Origin of the sequence: Paraburkholderia sp. (assembly GCF_047605525.1) — a bacterium.
Taxonomy (GTDB): Bacteria; Pseudomonadota; Gammaproteobacteria; order Burkholderiales; family Burkholderiaceae; genus Paraburkholderia.
Genome location: NZ_JASGFN010000015.1, coordinates 71,963 through 93,733, shown reverse-complemented (window position 1 = coordinate 93,733; position 21,771 = coordinate 71,963). Strand labels below are relative to the sequence as shown.

Genomic DNA, 21,771 nt, shown 5'->3' with positions numbered 1-21,771 from the left:
AAATTGCCGCTCAGTGCCGCTCGCTTCGCATCACGACCTGCGCTGCGTTGTGGCCCGGCACGCCCGTCACGCCGCCGCCGGGATGGACGGACGCGCCGCACTGATAAAGCCCCCTGATCGGGGTGCGATAGTCCGCCGCGCCGCGTACCGGCCGGCGGAAAAAGATCTGGTCGGCGCTCAGTTCGCCGTGATGCACGTGGCCGCCCGGCAATGCGAAGATGCGCTCGAGATCGACGGGCGACAGCACCTGAGCGTCATCGATGCAATCGCGGATATCAGGCGCACAGCCCGAAAGCGTGCCGAGCACGATCTCGTAGAGGCGCTCGCGCTGCGTGTCCCACGTGCCCTCGCGCAATGCATACGGTGCGTGCTGGCCGAAGATGCTCATCAGATGCTTGCCCGTTGGCGCGACGCTCGGGTCGACCGCGCTCGGACTGAGCACGACGAGCGGTGGCCGCGGCGAGATCTCACCGTACTTCGCCGCATCCCACGCGCGTTCGAGATAATCGACCGACGGCGCGATGCGCACCTGCGCCGGATAAGCAAAGCCCGCAGCCTCGGGATCGAAGTCGCTGAAGGTCGGCAGGCGGCTAAGCGCGAGATTGATCTTGAAGGCGGTCGAACGGTCGCGAATCTGCGCGACGCGCGACAGAAACTCGGACGGCACGTGCCGCGCGTCCACGAGCTGCTGGAACAGCACCCTGGTCGCGACGTTCGATATCACGCATCCGGCCTCGATGACTTCTCCCGACGCGAGACGCACGCCCGTGGCGCGGCCGCCCTTCACTTCCACCGCCGCGACCGGTGCGTTGCAGCGCACCTCCATGCCATACGCTGCACCTGATGCGGCGATCGCCTCGGAAATCGTGCCCATGCCGCCGCGCACGAGGCCGGCGGGACCGGCGCTCGTCGTATGGTCGCGGATGAACCCGCGCAGCAGCACATAGGCCGAGCCCGGCGAACCGATGCTCGTGGCCGCGCCGCCGCACGACGAATAGAAGCCCATCGCCGTAATCATCTCGTCGGATTCGAACCAGTGCGCGAGGAAGTCGCGCGCGCTCAGCGTGAGGACGTCGTAGAGATCGTAGAACTGCTCGCCCATGTCGCGAAAGCGCCAGGCGAAGCCGAGCAGACGGCTTCTCGCGGCGAGCGTGCCGTCGGCGGGATCGGGCGGGATTTCCCACAGCATCTCCGCGACTATCTTGCCAAGCCGCGTCATGTACGCGCGATACCTGCCGTAAGCCTCGGCATCCTTCTCGCTGAAACGCGCGATATCGGCGCTCAGGCGTTCGTCTTCCGCGCGAAAGACAAGGCTGCGGCCATCGCCATAGAGGTGCAGCATCGGCGGCGGCACGACGATCTCGTAGCCGTATCTGGCGAGCTCCAGTTCCTCGATGATGCGCGGCTGCAGCAGCGCCATCGTGTAGGACGCCACCGACACGCGATAGCCCGGCCACACCGCCTCGCTCACGGCCGCGCCGCCCGCCAGCTCGCGCCGCTCCAGCAGACAGACCTTGAAGCCCTTGCGCGCGAGATACGCGCCGCACACAAGTCCGTTGTGGCCCGCACCGATGATCACCGCGTCGTATCTGTTCGCCATGATGGTTCGTAAAAGAGTCATTCGGCGTGCGCGTCGCGTCGTTGCAAGGCCATGATGCCGACGCACACGACGAGCGAAACCAGGGTAAGCAGCGTCGACACGGCCGCGAGCACCGGCGACACTTCCCAGCGGATCGCGCTGTACATCTTGACCGGCAAGGTCGTCGACTGCGGTCCGGAGATGAAGTACGCGACCACCACTTCGTCGAACGAAAGCAGGAACGCGAACAGCACGCTCACCGCCACCGATGCGCGGATCTGCGGCAGCACCACCTGGAAGAAGATGCGCACGCGGCTTGCGCCCATCAGCAACGCGACCGCTTCGAGCGCCGGGTCCGCGTGCTTCAGTCCGGAGCCCACCGCGATCACCACGAACGGCACGACCAGCACCGAATGCGCGAGTGCAATGCCCCACACGGTGTTGACGAGCGCGAGCGTGGAAAACTGCCGGTAGATGCCGAGACCCAGCACGACGACGGGGATCAGCATCGGCGTAATCGCGAAGGTTTCCAGCACGCGGCGGCCCGGAAAGCGGCCACGCGCGAGCGCGTAGGCACCCGGCAGGCCCACGGTCACCGAAATTGCCGAGGCGAGCAGCGCGACCATCACACTCGTGAGGAGCGCGCCCCACCATGCGGGGTCGTTAAAGAACTGATAAAAGAGCGCGAGCGAGAACGTCTTCGGCGGAAACTGCAATTCACTGCCGCCGCCGAACGACACCGGCACGATCACGAGGCTCGGCAGCAACAGGAACAGGTAGCCGCACCAGCCGCCGATCGAGCCGAGCACACGCCATGCAACGCGCCAGTCGCGGCGTTTCGCTGCGGGTACGACGAGTTCGGCGCCTGCGCGCGTGGCGGTGTCCATCATGCGAACGACTCCTTGCCTCGCTGGATACGGCCGAGCATCGCGATGAGCGCGCCGGAGAGAACGAGCAGCACCATCGCGATCGATGCGGCGAGGGTCCAGTCGAGTGTCTGGCGGGTGTAAAAGTCGACGAGATTGGCGAGCATCATGTCGCGCGGGCCCCCAAGCAGCGCGGGCGTGATGTACATACCCATGGACAGCGTGACGCACATCAGCACGCCCGAGACCACCCCGGGCATCGAGAGCGGCAGCGTGATGCGCGAGAAGATGGTCCACGGGCCCGCCCCCATGATTTCCGCGGCGGATTTCAGGTTGCGATTCTGTGCGGTAAGGCTCGTGAGAATGGGCAGCACCATGAAGGGCAGCAGATAATTGGTCATGCCGATCACGACGCTCGTGCGGTTGAAGAGCAGATCGGGATGCCATGTCTGCCCGCTGATCCAGCCGGCCAGCCGCGCGACGATACCCGCGCTGCCGAGCACGACCGTGAATGCATAGCTCTTGACGAGAATGCTGGTCCAGAAAGGCAGCATCACCATCACGAGATACGGCGTGCGCCGCGACGCGGGAAGACGGGCAAGATGCAGCGCGACGATATAGCCCAACACGAGGCTCGTCGCAGTGGCGAGCACGCTGATGGTCAGCGTATTGCCGAGCACACGATGAATCAGCGCGTTGCCGAGCACCTGCTCATAACCGCGCAAGGTCAGCCCGTGCTCGTAGACGCTCGACCAGCCGACGATACCGAGCGGCCACAGGAAGAACACCGCGAGCAGGCCATAGAGCGGCAGCAGCATAAGAACCACGGCTTTCAGATTCAGCGTGTAACTCATCGCGCGCTCCGGCGGATCAGCTCAGCATCCAGGTCGTGAAGCGGGTCTGCAACGCGTCGTAGTGATCGCCCCACCATTGATCGTCGATGACGATGCTGTTCGGATCGTGCATGTCGGGCATGCGCGCCTTCGCGGCCGCGGAGACGAGCGGCATCGCCTGCGCGGCGTTGGGCGCGAACTCGACCATCTCGCAGAACGCCGCCTGCCGGTCCGGGCGCAGGCAGAACGCCACGTACTGCATCGCTGCCTTCGTGTTCTTGCCGTACTTCGGCACCGCGAGATACTCGAGGCTGTTGAGCGTCTGCTTCATCGACATCTGAATCGACATGCCCGCGCGCTGTGCCGGCAGCACCCGGCTCAGGTACGTATAGGTGAAATCGAGTTCGTTGCTGGCGATCAGCGTCACCGTCTCGGGTGTCGTCTCGATCCACTTGCGCACCGAAGGCTTGATGCGATCCATCGCCTTGAAGGCTCGCTCGATGTCGAGCGGATAGAGCTTGTCCGGCGCCACGCCGTCGGCGAGCAGGGCCATTTCGAGGTTTTCGCTTGCGCGCGGGCGTAAGCCGCGGCGTCCTGGAAACGCCTTGACGTCCCAGAACTCCGCGTACGTGTCCGGATGCTTGCCGCCGTTGCGCTTGGGGTCGTAGCCGATACCGCCCGCGTATGAATACGTGCCGACAAAATCCGCCGCCGTTTTAGTGATGAGCCCATCCGTCCTGACGATCGCCGGATCCAGCTTTTCCCACAGACCCTGCCGCGAGCCCGCGACGATCTGCGGCCCGATGCTGTCGAATACGTCCCACGACACGTTCTTCGATTCGACCTGCACCTTCATGCGCGCGAGGTCGGCGTTGTTGACGAGACTCACCGCAATGCCCGTCTCTTTCGTGAACGGCTCCGCAAATGCGGTGCGCACGGCCGTTTCGTACGCGCCGCCCCAGCATGTCACCGCAATACTTTTCGACTGGGCGCGGACGATCGCGGGCGCCCCCAGTAGCGCAACCCCGGCAAGCGCCCCCGCCTGCTGAAGGAAGACGCGCCGTGAGCGTGATGAAGAAACGCCGTCGGCCCCGACATCGGCCGCGGGACGCTGAGGGACTTGTGCTTTCATGCTGGTCTCCTTGTGTGGTCGGAGCAGTGCTTTATCCGGCGATCCAGATCGCCTTCCAGTCCATGTACTTGTCGAAGGCGTGCATCGACTTGTCGCGTCCGAAGCCCGACTGTTTGAAGCCGCCAAAAGGCGAGGACATGGTGCCGCGGTCGAAACAGTTGACCCAGACGACGCCCGCTTTCAGTTGCCGCGAAATCTGCTGCGCGCGCGTGACGTTCGAGGTCCACACGGCGGCGGCGAGACCGTAGATCGTGTCGTTGGCAATGCGCACCGCTTCTTCGGGCGACTCGACGGTGATCGCCGCGAGCACCGGCCCGAAGATTTCCTCCCGCGCGATGCGCATGCCATTGCTCACCTGATCGAAGACGGTGGGCTCGATGAAATAGCCGCCAGTTTCGGGCCGCGCGGCGCGGCCGCCCGCGATGATCCTCGCGCCGTCCGCGCGCCCCGCGTCGATATACGACATCACCGACTCGTACTGCACCTGGCTCACGATCGCGCCCATCTTCGTCGCGGGATCGAGCGGATCGCCGGGCATGAGCTCGCGCGCGATGGCGGCCACTTTTTCCAGCAACTGGTCGCGCACGGCCGCGTGCACGATCAGGCGCGAGCCCGCGTTGCACACCTGCCCGCTGTTCGCGAAGATGCCCGCGGCCACCGCGCGCGCCGCGGCGTCGAGATCCGGACAATCGTCGAGCACGACATGCGGGCTCTTGCCGCCACACTCGAGCCCCACGCGCTTGATGTTCGACTGCCCCGCATACTGCATGAAGAGCTTGCCGACGGCCGTCGAGCCGGTGAAGCCCACGGCATCGACATCCATGTGAAGGCCGAGCGCACGGCCCGCCGTTTCGCCATAACCCGGCAGCACGTTCAGCACGCCGGGCGGCAGGCCCGCTTCCGCGGCCAGCGCGGCGATGCGGATCGCGCTCAGCGGCGACTGTTCCGCGGGCTTCAGGATGACGGAGTTCCCGGCGGCGAGCGCCGGACCGAGCTTCCAGCTCGCCATCGATAGCGGATAGTTCCACGGCACCACGGCCGCCACGACACCGAGCGGCTCGCGCACGATCATCGTGGTCATGTCAGGCGCCGCGGGGGCGGTTTCGCCGTAGAGCTTGTCGATGGCCTCGCCGTACCACTGTATGCAGGTGGCGGAACTGACGATATCGCCGTTGTACGCGTTGGTAATCGGCTTGCCCACGTCGAGCGATTCGAGCAGCGCCAGTTCCTCGCGGTGCTCCATCATGAGCTGCGCGAACCTGAGCATCACCGCCTTGCGCTCGGCGGGCGCCCGGCGCGACCACACGCCGGCTTCGAACGCCTTGCGGGCACTGGCGACGGCCATGTCGACGTCTTCGCTGTCGCATTCGGCAATCTCCGCGATCACGCGCCCCGTGGCGGGGTTCACGGTCGCGAAGGTCTTGCCCGAGAGCGCGGACACATACCGCCCGTCGATGAACGCCCGGCCTTCAGGCCGGATCTCGTCGGCGCGTGCGCGCCACACCGATGCGTCGGGAATGCTCACGGCGAAGCTCCTTGAATGTTGGGGTGGATGGCTTGCGTTGCACCTGCGACCTGATCCCAGTGTACGGTTTCAAAAGTATGAAAACCAATACATTCTGCTAAGCTTATTCCTGCCAGAAAGTTATACCTTCGCCGGGGCTCCAGCCATGCTCAAAGTGCGTCATCTCGAGATTTTTCGCGCGGTCGTGAAGGCGGGAAGCGTGTCGGCGGCTGCGCGCCTGCTCTACGTCTCGCAGCCGGCGGTGACGAAGACGCTGCGCGCGCTGGAGGAAGAGATCGGGCTCACGCTGTTCCTGCGCGTAAAAGGACGGCTCGTCTGCACGCCGGAGGCCGAGGCGATCATGCCGGAGATCGAGCGGCTCTTCGGCAGCGTGCAGTCGATTGCCGAGACGGCGCGCGAGATCCAGCAAGGACAGCGCGGCTCGATTCGCGTATCCACCGTGTCGATGCTGGCGACCACGATCGTCGCGCGGGCGGTCGGCGAGTTTCGTGAAATGCATCCGTCCGTCGAATTCGACATCCGGGCACTGCCGACGCGTCACGTCGTCGAATACGTGAACAATAATCAGGCGGATTTCGGGATTCTCGATGTCGCCGCGCCGTCCGGCACGCTCGAAGTGGAAGAGTTCTGCAGCGCCGAACTGCACTGCGTGATGCGCGCGGCGCATCCCCTCGCGTCGCGCAAGACGATCATGCCGCGTCTACTCGACCGGGAGCTGCTCGCTACCTTCGGCGAGGACACGCTGACCGGCTGGCGTTTGCGCGAGGCGTTCCGCGCGCAAGGCCGAGGCTTCGTGAGCGCGTTCGTGTCGAACAGTACGCCGGTGCTCTGCGCGCTCGTGCGCGAGGCCAACGCGGTTGCGCTCGTCGATCCCTTTGCGTTGATGGGCCGTTCCTTCCCCGATCTCGTTGCACGGCGATTTTCACCGACCGTGCCGGTTGAGCCGCGTTTTCTGTTTGCACCGGGCAGACCACGCTCGGTGATCGTCAATCAGTTCGTCTCGCAGCTCAAAAAGACAGCTACGCAAATGGCCAGGGGTTGACTCTGTTGCATGCTGGTCGCGAGAGCGGGGGGTCGGCTCACCGGCCGCAAGCATGAACGGGCGCGCCGGCTGAAGGATTCCGTTGACAGAAAATAGTCCGTTCATTCATATGGTCGTTTGCAGTGCGTGGCGGTGGGGACAAGAACCGCCGCGCTGGTAGCGGGCGGCATCCAGTCGGACAACCCTGGCTAACCCCGACTTCACTCCCCTACACACGCCCGCTGCCCACCCACCCTCAACGGCTCGACACGAATCACAGGCACCCACGCGACCGCAACGCATGCGATAACCATTGCCCCGGCTACCATCAGCAATGCATGATCGACCGCCTGCACGAGCGCAACGCGAGCGGCCGCAATCAATACATCGCCGGCGAGGCCAGCCTGATTCGCCTGCGCCACGAAATGCGCGGCCTCACTCGAATTGAGCAGCAACTGCGGGCTGCTGACAGCCGACGTAGCCCACGCGGCATTCGCGCGAACCCCATGCGCCATGAGCGCATCGGTCACATGCTGCCGATACAGCACATGAACCACGGTACCCACGATCGCCGTCCCGAGCATTCCGCCGACCATCCGTGCCGACTGGATCATGGCGGTAGCAATGCCGAGTTGCCGCTTGCCGGCCACCTGCTGCGCAAACACCGTCAGATTTGGCATCACGAGGCCGATCCCCACGCCCCCGGCCAGCAGCGCCACCGTGAACCAGTGGCCGCCCGACGTGCCACCAGCAACGATCCCCGCACACGCAACGCCAAGCAACGCGAAGCCCCCATAGAGCAACACATTGGGCTTGCGAAGACGAGTGACCACACGCGTATTCGCGATCGTCCCAACAGTGATGCAGACGACAAGCGGCGTAATCATGACGCCTGCCCGGTCAGCGCTCAAACCCATCCCCCCTTGCAACAGCAGCGGCACATAAAAGAGCAGCGCGAACATCGCCATGCCCATCAGCATCGACAGAACGAGTAATGCGATGATGGCCCGCTCACGCAATAACGCAGGCGGGAGAATCGGATCGGCGGCGCGCAGTTCTTCACGCGCAAGCCACACCCCGGCGCACAGCGTGACGACGCCGAAGCCTAACGTGGTGACCGACACCGTCTCATGCGCAAGCGATTCGACCAGCAGTTGCAGCGAGCCCAATCCAAGCCCGATCAACAGCGCACCACGCCAGTCCGGCGTGAGCTTGCCGCGCTTCTCGTGGCGAATGTCCGGAAGATGCATCGCAGTCAGATAAAGACTTGCCACACCAACCGGAATGTTCACGAGAAACGCCGAGCGCCAGCCATAGTGCTCGCTCAGAAAGCCACCGAGCGACGGCCCCACGGCATTCGCGAGACCGAAGGCACTCGAAAACAGCACCTGCCAGCGCAGCCGCACCACCGGATCGGGAAACAGATCGGGAATCGAAGCGAAACAGGTACCGACGAGCATGCCGCCACCGATGCCCTGCAACGCCCGAAACAGCACAAGCGCCTGCATGCTGCCGGCGGCGCCGCATAACGTGGACGCGCCCGTAAAGACGACGATCGCGATGACGATCAACGGCTTGCGTCCAAACCAGTCGCCGAGGCGCCCGAAGATCGGCACCGTGATGACCGACGCAAGCAGATAGGCCGTCGCGACCCATGCATAGAGATGGAAGCCCTTCAGTTCCGCGACGATCGTCGGCAGCGCGGTGCCGACCACGGTCTGGTCGATCGCCACCATCATGACGACGCTCGACAGACCCAGCATCGCATAGAGCGACTGCCGGAACGAACGGGCTGGGGTCTTCGCGGCCGCCTGGTGCGGGACGCCGCCGCACGAAGTGACGTTATCCATCGATCTCGGCGCTCAGGCGCAATGCGTTGCTACATTGCGCGCAAGATGATTGCGCCAGGCGAGTTCGGCGAGCGCGACGTCCTGCAAGCCGATGCCAACAGCCTTGTAGACGATGATGTCCTGCGCGCCGGTGCGTCCGCTTGCGCGCCCTTCGAGCACGTCGCCAAGCTCGACGACGTCGCGCCAGTCGAACGTGCCCGCCGCAGCCTGCACGAGGTCGCCGGCTTCGTCCCTCGCCTGTTCGCGCAGTTCGACGACGATGCGCGCCGCCCTCGACAGCGCGGTATCGTCGAGTTCGCGCGTGGTCGGCAAGCTCGAACCGATCGCAGCGATCAGCGCGCCGGGCGCAAGCGCCGCACCATCGAAGAGCGCACCGGTTGCGCGCGTGGCGGTGACGACTACGTCCGCATCGCGCACGGCCTCCGCCGGCGACGCGGCCACGGCTTCGACACCGCGTGCCCCATAGCGTGTGTTGAGCAGGTCCACCAGCGGCTCCACGCCTTCGAGCCCGACGATCCTGAACGACCTCAAGCCCGTATGCACCGCTAACGCCTCGGCATGAGCCCGTCCCTGCACCCCCGTGCCGTATAGCGCGACCGTCTGCGCGCCATTGCGAGCCAGCGCGCGGATCGCGATCACAGTTGTCGCCGCGGTGCGGAGCCGCGTGAGCGCATTGGCATCGAGTGTCGCCAGCAGACGGCCATCCTCGGTCGAAAACAACACGATCGAAAAACTGAAGCGCCCGTTGATCGTCGTGTACACCTTCGCGCCGGTTACGCCGGCATCGGGCAATACCGCGCCGAGCGTCGACAGCTTCACGCCGCCCGCCTCCGTGCGCACCCGCCGTTGAACCGCCGCGCGCTCCTGCGCGAGGGAGCGGAAAGCACGTTCGAGCACGGGAATGGCTTCGTCGAAACCGACCAGTTCGTCGATCTGCGCATCGCTTAAATGGATCATGAGTTGACTCTCCTCCAACGGTGACCAGAATACTCAAGAATTGCCAATTTGTATACTGAGTACTTTTTATTGACAAAAATCGCCCGTAAATCCCACTTGACACGCATTTATTTCGGAATATTGTATACTGAAATATGTGAAAGCCGACCAAAGCAGTCGCATGCCCATTCCCTTGACGAGCACGACCCAACCCGGAGATTGCAGAAATGGCAGTAGTGAAAAAAACCGCCCTTGCGGCGTGTGCGACGATGACGCTGGCGGGAGCTGCGCACGCACAGTCCAGCGTGACGCTGTATGGCCTGATCGATGCGGGCATCACGTACACGAGTAACCAGAAAGGTGGCCAGACCTACCAGATGATGAGCGGTCTCGCCCAGGGCAGCCGTTGGGGACTGCGCGGCAGCGAAGACCTCGGCGGCGGATTGCATGCGATCTTCACACTCGAAAACGGCTTCTCGATTGCAAACGGCACGCTTGGACAGGGCGGCCTGATGTTCGGGCGCCAGGCCTTCGTCGGCCTCGCCAGCGACCGCTACGGCACGGTCACCCTCGGTCGCCAGTACGAGGAGATGGTCGAGTACGTCTCCCCTCTGACGACCGATCAATGGAGCGTGCTGTTCGAACATCCCGGCGACAACGACAACACCAATCGCGGCTTCCGGGTCAACAACGCGGTGAAGTACGCGAGCCCGGATCTGTCGGGCGCACAATTCTCCGCTTTGTACTCGTTCGGCGGCGTGCCCGGTTCGTTCTCGCACAACAGCGTCTATAGCCTTGGCGCGCACTATCAGCGCGATGGCCTGTATGCGGCGGCCGCCTATACGCACGTCGACCATCCAGGACAGATCAACACCGGCACCTTCTGGACCAGCGCCAACAGCGTGACGGGCACGTATGCGCTGGCGGCTTCCGCCTACGACGTATTCGGCGTTGGCGCGAGCTATCAGATCGGTCAGCTGAAGCTCGGCGGCGCATTCACGCAGTCGATCTTCAAGGACAGTTTCGATAACGGCAACGTGCGCTTCCAGAATTACGAGGTGAATGCATCGTACCGCTTCACGCCCACGCTGCTGCTGGGCGCGGCATACGTCTATACCGACGGCAACGTCGATGCCACCGACTCGCACCCGCGCTATCAGCAAGCGAGTCTGTTCGTCGACTACAACCTGTCGAGGCGCACGGACCTGTATCTGATGGCGACGGGGCAGAAGGCCGGCGGCTCGGCCGAAGTTGCGCAGGTCAGCCAGTTCCTGTCGGCATCGGGCACGGACAGGCAGGCGTCGGTGGCGGTCGGCATGCGGCACCGGTTCTGATATCGCGCGACATGCAACGCGGCGCATGAAGCGCCGCGTTGCCGTTGCCGTTGCCGGCGAGCCGATTACCCGACGATTACCCGACAATTGCAGGCATGTGCTGGAACGTGAAACTGTCCGCGTATAGATGATCGATGCTGGCCCCCTTCGCGATGAAGGCCGCTTTGGCATCGGCGATCATTGCCGGCGAGCCGCACAGGTACACCGCGTGCTCCGACAGATCCGCGACGTCTTCACACACCGCATGCTGGACGTAGCCGCGTCGTCCTTCCCAACTGACGTCTGCCCGCGATAGCACCGGAACATAGCGAAACTCGTATAGCCGCGCGGCCCATTGCGCGATCTCATCGTGCAGATAGAGATCGGCGGCCGTCCTTGCACCCCAGTACAACGTCACGGGCGGACAATCAGGGTCGTCCATCAATGATTCGAGAATGGCCTTGATGGGCGCAAGACCGGTGCCGGTCGCCACCATGAGCAGCGGCCGATAGTCTTCTTCGTGGAAGCGGAATGCGCCGAGCGGAAGCTCGACGTCGAGACTATCGCCAGGCTCGAGCGTCGCGATCATGCGATCGGTAAAGTGTCCGCCCGGTACCTTGCGCACATGAAAATCGATCAGACCGCCGCGCGCGGCGGAGGCCATCGAAAAACTCCGGTAGCCGCCGTCTTCGAGCAGGACGTTCATGTACTGCCCAGGGCGATAAAGAAGCCCGATATCGGCAGGCAGCGCCAGCGTGAGATGGGTGACGTCATCCGCGAGCGCGCGGACCGACTCGACGCGAACCGTATGCCGCGCTGGCTCCGACGCCGCCGCGCCCTCGTGCCCGGCGCCGATCACGAGGTCGCTACGCGGCCTCGCCTGACAGGCGAGCGCGAAGCCGGCTTCGGCTTCTTCCCCGGTGAGGCCGAGCGGAAACTCCTCGTAGTCGACGGTACCGCCCAGCACCTTGATACGGCACGTGCCGCAGCCGCCGAACCGGCAATCGTGCGACAGCGGCACATTCGCGCGCAACGCCGCGGCAAGCAGTGACTCGTCGCCTTCCGCGGTGAAATACATCCCGGTTTCCAGCACCTGAATTCGATAAGCCATGAACGCTACCTCGCAACGAAACAATCCGGACGGCGGGCCGCCGGCTCGTTCCGACGGCCCGCGTCATCACTTCTTGATGTCGGCTTCCACCAGCACGCGATAGCCCTGCACGCTGAGCAGATCGTGCAGCGCCTGCAACGCGGCGACACCGCACTGCGTGTCCTGTTCGCCGTTGCCGCCGCTCAGGCCGACGCCGCCCACCACCTGGCCATCGACCACGATCGGAAAGCCGCCGACGAACGCCGCAAACCTGCCCTCGAAGCTCCATTGAATGCCGAACGCCTCATTGCCCGGCAAGGCCGGCCCGTTGGGCGCCTGTGTGAAAAGATGCGTCGAGCGCTTGTGCCCCGCAGCCGTGAAGGCCTTGTTCCAGGCGATCTGCGGCCCCGTGATGCGCGCGCCATCCATGCGCTCGAGCGCAAGCGGATAACCACCGTCGTCGACGATACAGACCGACTCGAGCACATTGATCTGCTGCGCCCGACCGATGGCGGCACGGATCATTTCGCGCGCCTCGGCCAGTTCCAGTCGAAATACCTGCTTCATGATGAAACGCTTCCTTTTGTTGATCGGATGCCCTGGCAATCTCGTTCAGATGCCTCGATAGACGGTTTTGATCTGCGTATAGAACTCGAGGCCGCCGCGGCCCGACTCACGGAACGTCGAGGTGCTCGACCGCTTCAGGCCGCCAAACGGCGCGTTGATCGCATTGCCCGTGGTCGTGCGGTTGATCTTCACGGTGCCCGCCTCGATGTCGTCGGCAAAGCGGTGCATATAGCGCGGATTCGAGGTCGCAATCGCCGCCGACAGGCCGTACTCCGTGTCGTTCGCCTTCGCGATCGCATCCTCGTAGCTCGTCACGGCGACGATCGCGATAACCGGCCCGAAGATCTCCTCGCGGCAGATGCGCATCGACTGCGTGACGTCCGTGAAAATCGCGGGCGTGATGTAGTAGCCATGTTCGTAACCAGGCGCGGTGAGACGCTCGCCACCGTACAGATGCGTCGCCTCGGCTTTGCCGGAAGCCACGTAGTCGAGCACGGTATCGAGCTGCTTCTGCGTCGCGAGCGGCCCGATGTCCATCCCCGGCATCATGCCGCTGCCGATCTTGAGGTTCTTCACGCGTGCCAGCAGTTTTTCGGTGAACGCCTCGCGCACGCTCTCCATCACGAGCACGCGGCTCGTGCCCGTGCAGGCCTGGCCGGTCAGCGAGAAACCGCCCTTGATCGTCAGGTCGACGGCGCGGTCGAGGTCGGCGTCGTCCATCACGATGAGCGGATTCTTGCCCCCCAGTTCCATCTGCGTGCGCGTCGTCAGTGGCACGGCGCGGTGAATCTGCTCACCCGCCGCCGTGGACCCCGTGAACGAGACTGCCCTGACCGCCGGGGCTTCAGTAATGGCCGCGCCTATCTCCGACGCACGCCCCGTGACGAAATTGAGCACCCCAGCGGGAATGCCGGCCTGCACGAACGCTTCGGTCAGCCGGTAGCCGATCAGCGGCGCGTCGGACGAAGGCTTGAAGATCACCGTGTTGCCGGCAATCAGTGCGGGCGCGATCTTGCGCGCCGGAATCGAGACCGGGAAATTCCACGGCGTAATGACCGTGACGACACCGAGCGGCTCGCGCTGCGTGTGAACGGTCATCTCAGGGTCGTCGCTCGGGAAGGTCTCACCGGAAAACGACTGTCCTTCCACCGCGTAAAAGCGCAGCACCTGGGCGGAGCGAAGGATCTCGTCCCTGCTTTGCGCAAGCGGCTTGCCCTCTTCGCGTGTGAGTTCCCGCGCGAATGCATCGGCGTGCTGTTCGAGCCAGACCGCTGCGCCATTGAGGATTCTCGCGCGCTGCGCGACCGGCGTACGCCGCCACGCGGCAAACGCGCTCGATGCGGCGGCGAGCGCCGCGCGGGCGTCGTCGACGGACGACGCCTGGAAGCGACCGACGATGTCGCGCGTATCAGCCGGATTCACATTGGGGAAAGTGCGACCGGTGACGCTCGCGGTCCATTCGCCCGCGATATGGTTTCTGAACTCGGGTGCTTCTGGTGTTGCGGGATGACTCATGACGAATACCTGTGCTGATGCCGCGGCGTCTGACAGCGGAGAATCCGCCTCGCCGCAGCGTTGCCGACAAAAGGCGGTCGGGCGCCTCGCGCCCGCGCCGCCGCGCTCAACTCGCGAGTTCGAGTTCAGGTAACGCCACGTCCTCCTTGACGTAGTCGTGGTACAGCGCAGTGGTATAGAGCAGGCGCATCTGTGCGCCGATCTCGCAGATCTTCAGGCAGCGCTGCTGCAACTCCGGCGTACTGGCGTGTTCGAGCACGATCTGGTAGCCACGCTCGCCATGAATCTCATCCGACACGATGTGCAGATCGAAAAACTCGACTTCCTCGTCGGTGAAGCCATACTTCTCGCGCAGCGTCGGCGTCTGCTTGCGATAGATCGACGGCACCTGCGATTCGAGTCCCACCACCAGCGCCGCTACCGCGACGATCGGGTCTTCGCGCATGGCCACCGAATAGCACCAGGCCTGCAGGCCGCGCGTCGTCGGCGACATGTTGTCGGGATTGGTCACGCGCTCGCGCGTCGTGCCGCATGCCTCGGCGAAGCGGATCAGCAGATCCGTATGGCGGTCGCCGCCGATCTCCTCCTCATACATGTTGGCGAGCAGGAAGTCCTTGGCCTCGGTGTAGGTATCGGGCGTGCGCGCGTAGATGTACCCCAGGTAGTCGGCGAACGGACCGACATAGTGATAGTGATTCTCCGCCCAGCGCGCGAGGTGGTCACGGCTCAGCTTGCCGCTCGCCCAAGCGATGCTGAACGGCGCCTTCGTTGCACTCTTGCCTTTGATGGCCTCCTCGAGTGCGGTGCGGAATTCATCACGGTTCATCAATTCAGCCATTTCAAGCTCCTGACAGATAGGGGATGCAGTTTTCAGATGTGTCGACAGCCCGGTTGCCGCCGGGCGCGGGGGTCTGCAAATTCAGTCTAGCTCAACATTTGAATACTGTATACCGTAATTTATGATTTGGACAGGAAAATTCCGACACAGTCATCCCGCCTGTCGCGTGGAGAGGACTATAAAGGCCTGTTTTACAGGCTCTACGCCAAAAAAGAGACTAATGCGGCGGACTGTCACCCTTCATCGTTCTACCCGGGAAAACGTCTCATGCACATAACGGTATACTATATTCCAAATGACAGCTACAATGCAATCCAGGGCCCGAGATGCGCATGGAGCGTGTCCGCCGGTGATTCAGGGAGATCGTTATGCCAACAGTCGTATTCCATAAGAACGGCGAGACGTATCGGGACGAGGTCAAGGACAACACCAACCTCGTCGTGCGCGCGGGTATCAAGCAATTCCCTTTTCCGCATCTGCGCTACGAATGCGGCATGGGCAAGTGTTCGAAGTGCGCCTGCCTCGTGATGTCGGGTGCCGAACACCTGCCGGAACCGAACTGGAAGGAAAAGAAACAACTCGGCGAACGGCTCTCGCAGGGTTATCGCCTTGTGTGCCAGCTCTGGATCGGGCACGACATCGAACTGGCACAGAACGATTTCGAGGCAGCATGAACGCACCATCCATTTCATCCGCTGCCTCAGCGGCCTCTGTCACATACGTGATCCTGACGAGCTCCCCTGGCCAGTACCGGACCGAAGCGACAGAAGGCGTCGTTCCGCTCGATGCCTACGACTACCTGTATGGCGGGCGGCACATCGCGACCTTCGTTATCGCCATGCTCACGACGCCGACGAAAATCCGCGTGATCGACGAAGTCACGCCCGACGCCATCAATCTCATCCCGTCGAAGTTCTTCGAGAAGTTCGGCACGCCCGACGCCGCATTCCAGGCACTTCAGGTGCTGACGGGCAACGGCCGCGCCGATGTTCAGCTGATACGCCGCTGACGGCCGCGTTGCTGCCGTCCTTCCCAGCAATCAAAACGCAGGTATTCGAATGATCCAGATCACGTTCCTCAGCAACGGCGGCAAATCGGTTAACGCACCACCCAACAGCAATCTGCTGCGCGTATCGCTGCGCGAAAAAGGCGGCATTCCATTCAAGTGCGGGGGCGGTCTGTGCGGCACGTGCAAATGCAAGGTCGAACGCGGCATCGAACATACCGACAGTCTCAAGGACAAGGAAAAGCGCCATCTGAGCGAAGCCGAAATCAGGGCGGGCTACCGGATGGCATGCCAGACTTTCGTCAACGGGGACATCAGCGTCTCATGGTGAACTCTCCCTCCTTGACCGTGGAGCCCTTGGGCTCGCTTCCCGAATCGCGGCGTCGACAGTTGCTCGAACTGGGGCCGCACTGGGGCGCCGACATTACAGGGAATCGGCAGATCGTCATTGATAGCTATACGCCACTCGTTGCGGCCGCGGCAAAAGACGGTATCGTCGTCGAGCGCGACCTGCACTATGGTCCGCACGCGCGTCAGACCGTCGATCTATTCATTCCTGATCCAGCCGCTACGATCCCCCGACACGCGTTGCGTAGCGCCATTGTGTTCGTGCATGGTGGCGCATTCGTGCGCGGCAGGAAAAGCGTCAACGGGGAAATCTACGACAATGTGTGCTACTGGTTCGCCGCGCAGGGGCTCGTCGCCGTCAACGTCGAATACCGTCTCGCCGACGAAGCGCCCTACCCCGGCGGCGCGGAAGACGTGCGCGATGCGACCGCTTTCGTCCACCGCGAAGCAGCGCGTCTGCGGATCGATCCGCGACGGATCTTCGTCGCCGGTCACTCGGCGGGCGGCGCGCATGCCGCGACCTTTCTGTTCGATCCGCTTCTGCACGCACAAGCCGCGCCACCGGACGTCGCCGGACTCGTGCTCATCAGTGCGCGGCTCGTTGCCGACGTGCGTCCGGGCAATCCCAACGCAAACCCGGTCCGCGCTTACTTCGGCAACGACGAATCGCGCTATGCGGCGCGCTCGCCCTTGACATACGTCGCATGCTCCGACGTTCCGCTGATGATCGCGGTCGCCGAATTCGAGAACCCCTATCTCGACGAATACGGCGCGCAGTGTTTTCTCGAAGCGCTGCGTCATCGCGGCGTGCCGCCTCGATTCATCCAGATGCGCGGCCACAATCACACGTCGATCGTCGCGCATTTCAATTCCGGTGAAGACTATCTCGGGCGGGAAATCCTGCAGTTCTTCGCCTCGGTCTCACGCTAACGGTTTCGTCGCCTCTCACAGCAGCTTCAGTCGCCGGCCCGGACCGGCGCTTTTTTCTGCGTCCTGCCCGATGTGAGCCAGTAAAGAGAAATCGCCTCGCGCATCGGTTGGCGATGCGCGAGGCGGCACGATCAGCGTGAACGCCAGCAGCTCGCCTACCAGATCAGGATTGCCATGAGCGTCGAAACCAGCAGTCCTGCCACCACCGGCAACAGCAGATGTCGAACAGCCTGCAGCACCGGCACACGCGCGAAGCTCGCGACCGCGGCGAGCGCGGACCATGCGGTCAGCGTCTTGCCGGTCCAGACCGAACCCATCTGACCGATCGCCGCAAGCGTAGATACATCGAAGCCCACCGTGCGGCCCAGCGCACCCGCAAGTGCGCCCGTGAGCGGCAGGCCCGCGAATCCCGAGCCGTCGATCCCCGTCACCATTCCGGCCAGAAGAATTCCGTACGAGACGAAGAACGGATTGTGCGGAATGTAGACCTCACCGGCTTTCACGAGATCGGCGAGCAGGCCCGGCGCTGCCGTGCCAGCGGGCAAGCCGAGAATCGGGGCCGCCGTGCCCGCCACGCCGATGAAGAAGAAACCCGCAATCGGCAGCACCGAGCTCATCGCGCGAAACGAAAAGACAAAGCCTTCGGTCACGTGCTCGGCTGTGCTGCGGCAGATCGAGCGATAGTCGCGTGCGGCAGCCACCGCCACCATCAACAACGCCGACACGCCCCCGACCAGCGCCGCGGCAGCCGCGCCGCTCGCGCCCTTGAAACCGGGAATCAGATGCGGCAGCACCATGTAGGCGACGATCGCAAGAAAAGTCACTGGAATAACGATCGCAAAGCATTTCGACCAGCGTTCCTGAATGGGCGTCAACAGGTCACGCGGCGCCATGCCCATGCGTGCTGCCCCTGTTGTCCCTGTCGCGCCGGCCTGCCCGCCGTCGCCGACCGTAGCGTGCTGCGGCTTGCCCCGGCGAATCCGCGCACGGCGCGGCGTGGTCTGGATGACGACCGAGCTAGCCGTAACCTGGGTTGCTTCCCAGCGTTCGAGATGTTGCGCGTCGGGTGCGAGGATCTGCTTGCGGATCTTCAGATACGCGATAAGAAACGCAATCCCGCCCGTGATGAGCGAGAGTAGCAAGGCCTTGTCGGCGACGGCCGGCATCGCGACCGCTGCGGCCTTTGCGCTGATACCCGGCGCGACCTTGATCACATAGTCGGACGACAGGGCTGTGCCAAGTCCTGCAATGCCGATGCACAGCGCGGCGCCAAGCGGCGGCACACCGGCATAGATGGCGGCGGGCAGCAGAATCCCGGCGATCAGCGGCACCGCCGGCGTCGGCCAGAAGAACAGCGACAGCACATAGCTGACAAAGCCGAGCACGAAAAAGCCGACGTGGCCGTTGATCATCACCGCGCGAAACGGCTGGACCATACGGACGTCCGCGTTGATCCGCTTGAGCGCGTTGAGCAGCGCTGTCATCAGCGAGATCACGAGGAAGATGTTGAAGAGTTCAAGGGCGGCCGTGAGTGGCGCGAAGAACACGGCCTCGATGGCGGTCGGGACATGCCCGGAAAAGGCGAATACCGTAGCGAAAGTGGCGAGGATAGCCGGTGCGACGACGTTGGCCCTGAACACCAGTGTCGTGATGATGGCAACGACACCGCAAAGGTAGACCCAATGCGCCGAGGTAAGGACGACGTGAGATTCCATTACTTCTCCTGATTGCGCGGGACGTGGGCGCGAGCAGACTGCTGAAAGGTGGGAACGGCTATTTGTATACTATGTACCGATATGATGAAGATCAACAACCGGATTGACGATGTTTACCCGCAGTCATACTACTGCTCCATATCCGTCAGTAGAAAGTATACAAAAATATCTGGGTGATTCTTACGCCGGAACGGCAGATCCGCCATCGCCGGGAATGCACGCCGGATAAGGCCGCGGCGCAATGGAGTGGGTATAAGGTCTACAGTATTCGCCATCGACGCTGAGGTAGAATTCGTCTCATGACACGCCGTCAGCAAGGAAGTGGGAGGCCTATATGAAAACCGTAGCGGACAGGTCCGCCGCCGCCGGCGCGCACGAGTCTTCCAGCGCGCCCATCATGCATCAGCAGTTGTCGCAGCTCGTCGTCGCGCGACTGCGCGAGGCCATTCTGTCGGGCACCTACGCGCCCGGCGAGCGCCTCGTCGAAGGGCGCATTGCCGAAGAGCTCGATGTGTCGCGCGTGCCGGTTCGCGAAGCGCTGCGCGCGCTGGCCTCCGAAGGACTGGTCGAGGTCCGGCCCCGGCACGGCGCGGTCGTGGCATCGCTGCAGCCGGGGGCAGCCCGCGAAATGATCCAGATCCGTGCCACCCTGGAAGGGCTGAACGCGCGGCTTGCCGCCGAGCACCGCACGCCGGAACTCGTCGAGCAGATCGAGCAGGTGCTCGCCGAAGGCAAGGCCAGGGTGGAAGCCGGCGAGACCAGGGGTCTCCTCGACCTCAATGCCCGCTTCCACGATCTTCTCTATGCCGCGGGCGCGAATTCGATGCTGAGCGATCTCATGCGCTCGCTGCGCGACCGCACGCGCGCGCTGTTCATCAACGCGAGCGACGACGAAACGCGTCAGACGTGGGAGGAACACGCCGCGATCCTGCGCGCGGTCCAGTCGGGCGATGCCACGCTGTCCGCTCTCCTCGCCGAGCGCCATGTCATGCGCGCCGCCCAGCACTATCTCGACAAGAGCGCGCGCTAAGCGGCGCGTCCTTCCTCATACTCACGCGGCGCGGACTGCGCCGCGTGTCGTAAAAAAACTTTCAGTGATCTTGCGTAGGGACTTGACAGGTTAAATTTGGCGATTGACGGTATACAAAATACCGATACAGATTAACGCCAGGTCCCATGACTCGCACTTCAACCCCTTCAGACGGCTCCGAACAGCCGCCGTCGGCTTCCTCTCCGCGCGGCGAAGCGAGCCGCTACCGCTATGCGACGGTCTGCCAGGCCGCCGCTGCGCTGCGCGCGGACGAAGTCGACTCGGTCACGCTCGTCAGCGCCTGCGAAGCCGCCGTAAACGCTGACAACGAAAGGCTGAACGCCGTCGTCGTCTCCGATTTCAGTGCCGCATATACTGTCGCCGCAACACGCGACCGGGAACGATGCGCCGGGCAATCGCGCGGGCCGTTGCATGGCATCCCCTTCACGATCAAGGAATCGTTCGACGTCAGTGGCTGGCCGACGACGCTGGGCGATTCAGCGCACCGGGACAACCGCGCGACGACACATTCGGACGTGGTCCAGCGTCTCGTCGATGCCGGCGCGGTGCTTCTCGGCAAAACGAATGTACCGATCTATCTGCGCGACTGGCAAAGCTATAACGCGATCTACGGCACGACGCGTAATCCGCGCGACCCACTGAGGACGCCGGGCGGATCGTCGGGCGGCAGCGCAGCCGCCGTCTGCGCCGGCATGGCGTACTTCGACGTCGGCTCCGACATCGGCTCGTCGATCCGCAACCCCGCGCATTTCTGCGGAATCTTCTCTCACAAGAGCACGCACGGAATCGTCTCGCTGAAAGGCCATGGCGTCGGCGGCGGCATGGCGCATCCCGACATCAACGTGGCGGGTCCACTTGCGCGCTCGGCGCGCGATCTCGAGCTCGTGCTGCAGGCAATCGCGGGCCCCTCCGGCGAGGCAGCTCAGGCGGTCCGGCTGGTGTTGCCGACCTGCGCGCAAACGGACCTGCGTTCGTTCCGCTTTGGCGTGCTGCCGAACCATCCACTCGCCGAAGTCGACGGCTCCGTCGAGCAATGCGTGACGAAGCTCGGCGAGGCACTCGAACGATGTGGCGCGACGGTCGTATGGGATGCACGTCCCGCACTCGACGCGGCCCAGTTGCTACGCACTTACGTGCTGCTGCTGCGCGCATCGACCTCGCACTATCTCGACGATGAAGCGTTCGCCGCCGCACTCGCGGCCAGCCAAACCGTTGCCGCCGACGATGCTCGTTATGCCGGCCTGCAGTACGTCGGCACGGCCCTGCGTCACCGTGACTGGCTGAAGCTGCAAAAACTGCGCGACACATACAGCGCGGCATGGCGCCGACTGTTCAGCGAGATCGACGTCCTGCTGTGCCCCGTCGCCGCGACCGCCGCGTTTCCGCTCGACGAAGCCGGCGCACCGTGGCAACGCACGCTGGCTGTCAATGGACGTCCTCAGCCGATGACCACGCAACTGTTCTGGGCCGCTCATTCGGGTCTATGCGGTCTGCCGTCGACCGTCGTGCCGGCGGGCACGACCGCGAACGGCCTGCCCATCGGTGTACAGATCGTCGCGCCGCTTTACCACGACCTGCGCTCGCTGCGCGTCGCGGCCCTGCTCGAGGAAGCGGGCTATGCATTCACACCGCCGCCGTTGTGAAGCGCTGACCCGA

20 protein-coding genes are annotated in these 21,771 nt (G+C 63.7%); 8 read left to right on the top strand and 12 right to left on the bottom strand.

All coding sequences use genetic code 11. The annotated features are described in order from the left end of the window. Positions 1-10 precede the first annotated feature (10 nt). The 5 genes from QM685_RS21775 to QM685_RS21755 are packed head-to-tail and all read right to left on the bottom strand — an operon-like array spanning position 11 to position 5,935. Positions 11-1,600, bottom strand: a complete 1,590-nt coding sequence (locus tag QM685_RS21775; protein ID WP_415119194.1) for a phytoene desaturase family protein — start codon at positions 1,598-1,600, stop codon at positions 11-13. A 17-nt stretch (positions 1,601-1,617) separates the two neighbouring features. Beyond that, positions 1,618-2,469, bottom strand: a complete 852-nt coding sequence (locus QM685_RS21770) for an ABC transporter permease (protein WP_415119192.1) — start codon at positions 2,467-2,469, stop codon at positions 1,618-1,620. After that, on the bottom strand, positions 2,466-3,299 hold the full coding sequence (locus tag QM685_RS21765; RefSeq protein ID WP_415119190.1) for an ABC transporter permease: 834 nt from the start codon (positions 3,297-3,299) through the stop codon (positions 2,466-2,468). Before QM685_RS21765 ends, QM685_RS21770 begins: the two co-directional genes overlap by 4 nt. Positions 3,300-3,315: 16 nt before the next feature. Further along, positions 3,316-4,410 carry an ABC transporter substrate-binding protein gene (locus QM685_RS21760; RefSeq protein WP_415119188.1) on the bottom strand — a complete coding sequence of 365 codons (1,095 nt, stop codon included), beginning with the start codon at positions 4,408-4,410 and terminating at the stop codon, positions 3,316-3,318. 31 nt (positions 4,411-4,441) lie between these two features. Further along, positions 4,442-5,935, bottom strand: coding sequence for an aldehyde dehydrogenase (locus tag QM685_RS21755; RefSeq protein WP_415119186.1), 1,494 nt, complete (start codon positions 5,933-5,935; stop codon positions 4,442-4,444). A 145-nt stretch (positions 5,936-6,080) separates the two neighbouring features. Between QM685_RS21755 and QM685_RS21750 the strand changes: the two genes are divergently transcribed. Then, positions 6,081-6,977 (top strand): LysR family transcriptional regulator, encoded by an 897-nt coding sequence (locus tag QM685_RS21750; protein WP_415119184.1) that lies wholly within the window; start codon positions 6,081-6,083, stop codon positions 6,975-6,977. Positions 6,978-7,177: 200 nt separating this feature from the next. On the opposite strand, the gene QM685_RS21745 is transcribed toward QM685_RS21750, so the two are convergent. Beyond that, positions 7,178-8,719 carry an MFS transporter gene (locus QM685_RS21745; RefSeq protein WP_415119418.1) on the bottom strand — a complete coding sequence of 514 codons (1,542 nt, stop codon included), beginning with the start codon at positions 8,717-8,719 and terminating at the stop codon, positions 7,178-7,180. Between the two features lie 99 nt (positions 8,720-8,818). Continuing rightward, the gene (locus QM685_RS21740) at positions 8,819-9,763 is read right to left on the bottom strand and encodes an ornithine cyclodeaminase family protein (protein WP_415119182.1); all 945 of its coding nucleotides are present in this window, start codon (positions 9,761-9,763) and stop codon (positions 8,819-8,821) included. A 206-nt stretch (positions 9,764-9,969) separates the two neighbouring features. Between QM685_RS21740 and QM685_RS21735 the strand changes: the two genes are divergently transcribed. Continuing rightward, positions 9,970-11,076, top strand: a complete 1,107-nt coding sequence (locus QM685_RS21735) for a porin (protein WP_415119180.1) — start codon at positions 9,970-9,972, stop codon at positions 11,074-11,076. Positions 11,077-11,152: 76 nt separating this feature from the next. On the opposite strand, the gene QM685_RS21730 is transcribed toward QM685_RS21735, so the two are convergent. From QM685_RS21730 to QM685_RS21715, 4 genes are all read right to left on the bottom strand, one after another. Next, complete coding sequence (locus QM685_RS21730; protein ID WP_415119178.1) at positions 11,153-12,166, bottom strand: 2Fe-2S iron-sulfur cluster-binding protein; 1,014 nt, start codon at positions 12,164-12,166, stop codon at positions 11,153-11,155. Between the two features lie 66 nt (positions 12,167-12,232). Next, positions 12,233-12,712 (bottom strand): GlcG/HbpS family heme-binding protein, encoded by a 480-nt coding sequence (locus QM685_RS21725; RefSeq protein WP_415119176.1) that lies wholly within the window; start codon positions 12,710-12,712, stop codon positions 12,233-12,235. A 45-nt stretch (positions 12,713-12,757) separates the two neighbouring features. Then, positions 12,758-14,227 carry an aldehyde dehydrogenase family protein gene (locus QM685_RS21720; RefSeq protein ID WP_415119174.1) on the bottom strand — a complete coding sequence of 490 codons (1,470 nt, stop codon included), beginning with the start codon at positions 14,225-14,227 and terminating at the stop codon, positions 12,758-12,760. A 106-nt stretch (positions 14,228-14,333) separates the two neighbouring features. Further along, positions 14,334-15,065 carry a TenA family transcriptional regulator gene (locus QM685_RS21715; RefSeq protein ID WP_415119172.1) on the bottom strand — a complete coding sequence of 244 codons (732 nt, stop codon included), beginning with the start codon at positions 15,063-15,065 and terminating at the stop codon, positions 14,334-14,336. Positions 15,066-15,433: 368 nt separating this feature from the next. On the opposite strand from QM685_RS21715, the gene QM685_RS21710 reads away from it, so the two are divergent. The 4 genes from QM685_RS21710 to QM685_RS21695 are packed head-to-tail and all read left to right on the top strand — an operon-like array spanning position 15,434 to position 17,349. Further along, on the top strand, positions 15,434-15,739 hold the full coding sequence (locus QM685_RS21710; protein WP_415119170.1) for a 2Fe-2S iron-sulfur cluster-binding protein: 306 nt from the start codon (positions 15,434-15,436) through the stop codon (positions 15,737-15,739). Beyond that, complete coding sequence (locus tag QM685_RS21705) at positions 15,736-16,074, top strand: hypothetical protein (RefSeq protein ID WP_415119168.1); 339 nt, start codon at positions 15,736-15,738, stop codon at positions 16,072-16,074. The genes QM685_RS21710 and QM685_RS21705 overlap by 4 nt, the downstream gene beginning before the upstream one ends. A gap of 49 nt (positions 16,075-16,123) precedes the next feature. Beyond that, positions 16,124-16,402 carry a 2Fe-2S iron-sulfur cluster-binding protein gene (locus QM685_RS21700; RefSeq protein ID WP_415119166.1) on the top strand — a complete coding sequence of 93 codons (279 nt, stop codon included), beginning with the start codon at positions 16,124-16,126 and terminating at the stop codon, positions 16,400-16,402. Beyond that, positions 16,396-17,349 (top strand): alpha/beta hydrolase, encoded by a 954-nt coding sequence (locus QM685_RS21695; protein WP_415119164.1) that lies wholly within the window; start codon positions 16,396-16,398, stop codon positions 17,347-17,349. Before QM685_RS21700 ends, QM685_RS21695 begins: the two co-directional genes overlap by 7 nt. A 155-nt stretch (positions 17,350-17,504) precedes the next feature. Here QM685_RS21695 and QM685_RS21690 read toward each other — a convergent pair whose 3' ends face one another. Further along, positions 17,505-19,064: a hypothetical protein gene (locus QM685_RS21690; RefSeq protein WP_415119162.1), complete on the bottom strand. Its 1,560-nt coding sequence runs from the start codon at positions 19,062-19,064 to the stop codon at positions 17,505-17,507. A gap of 397 nt (positions 19,065-19,461) precedes the next feature. Here QM685_RS21690 and QM685_RS21685 point away from each other — a divergent pair, with 397 nt between their 5' ends. Both QM685_RS21685 and QM685_RS21680 read left to right on the top strand, forming a co-directional pair. Continuing rightward, positions 19,462-20,094 carry a GntR family transcriptional regulator gene (locus QM685_RS21685; RefSeq protein WP_415119160.1) on the top strand — a complete coding sequence of 211 codons (633 nt, stop codon included), beginning with the start codon at positions 19,462-19,464 and terminating at the stop codon, positions 20,092-20,094. Positions 20,095-20,240: 146 nt separating this feature from the next. After that, positions 20,241-21,758: an amidase gene (locus tag QM685_RS21680; protein ID WP_415119158.1), complete on the top strand. Its 1,518-nt coding sequence runs from the start codon at positions 20,241-20,243 to the stop codon at positions 21,756-21,758. Positions 21,759-21,771: the final 13 nt, after the last annotated feature.

Coding starts and splice junctions, on each gene's coding strand:
- QM685_RS21775 (WP_415119194.1), bottom strand. CDS start 1,600: ATGGCGAACAGATACGACGCGGTGATCATCGGTGCGGGCCACAACGGA.
- QM685_RS21770 (WP_415119192.1), bottom strand. CDS start 2,469: ATGATGGACACCGCCACGCGCGCAGGCGCCGAACTCGTCGTACCCGCA.
- QM685_RS21765 (WP_415119190.1), bottom strand. CDS start 3,299: ATGAGTTACACGCTGAATCTGAAAGCCGTGGTTCTTATGCTGCTGCCG.
- QM685_RS21760 (WP_415119188.1), bottom strand. CDS start 4,410: ATGAAAGCACAAGTCCCTCAGCGTCCCGCGGCCGATGTCGGGGCCGAC.
- QM685_RS21750 (WP_415119184.1), top strand. CDS start 6,081: ATGCTCAAAGTGCGTCATCTCGAGATTTTTCGCGCGGTCGTGAAGGCG.
- QM685_RS21745 (WP_415119418.1), bottom strand. CDS start 8,719: ATGCTGGGTCTGTCGAGCGTCGTCATGATGGTGGCGATCGACCAGACC.
- QM685_RS21740 (WP_415119182.1), bottom strand. CDS start 9,763: ATGATCCATTTAAGCGATGCGCAGATCGACGAACTGGTCGGTTTCGAC.
- QM685_RS21735 (WP_415119180.1), top strand. CDS start 9,970: ATGGCAGTAGTGAAAAAAACCGCCCTTGCGGCGTGTGCGACGATGACG.
- QM685_RS21730 (WP_415119178.1), bottom strand. CDS start 12,166: ATGGCTTATCGAATTCAGGTGCTGGAAACCGGGATGTATTTCACCGCG.
- QM685_RS21725 (WP_415119176.1), bottom strand. CDS start 12,712: ATGAAGCAGGTATTTCGACTGGAACTGGCCGAGGCGCGCGAAATGATC.
- QM685_RS21720 (WP_415119174.1), bottom strand. CDS start 14,227: ATGAGTCATCCCGCAACACCAGAAGCACCCGAGTTCAGAAACCATATC.
- QM685_RS21715 (WP_415119172.1), bottom strand. CDS start 15,065: ATGGCTGAATTGATGAACCGTGATGAATTCCGCACCGCACTCGAGGAG.
- QM685_RS21710 (WP_415119170.1), top strand. CDS start 15,434: ATGCCAACAGTCGTATTCCATAAGAACGGCGAGACGTATCGGGACGAG.
- QM685_RS21705 (WP_415119168.1), top strand. CDS start 15,736: ATGAACGCACCATCCATTTCATCCGCTGCCTCAGCGGCCTCTGTCACA.
- QM685_RS21700 (WP_415119166.1), top strand. CDS start 16,124: ATGATCCAGATCACGTTCCTCAGCAACGGCGGCAAATCGGTTAACGCA.
- QM685_RS21695 (WP_415119164.1), top strand. CDS start 16,396: ATGGTGAACTCTCCCTCCTTGACCGTGGAGCCCTTGGGCTCGCTTCCC.
- QM685_RS21690 (WP_415119162.1), bottom strand. CDS start 19,064: ATGGAATCTCACGTCGTCCTTACCTCGGCGCATTGGGTCTACCTTTGC.
- QM685_RS21685 (WP_415119160.1), top strand. CDS start 19,462: ATGCATCAGCAGTTGTCGCAGCTCGTCGTCGCGCGACTGCGCGAGGCC.
- QM685_RS21680 (WP_415119158.1), top strand. CDS start 20,241: ATGACTCGCACTTCAACCCCTTCAGACGGCTCCGAACAGCCGCCGTCG.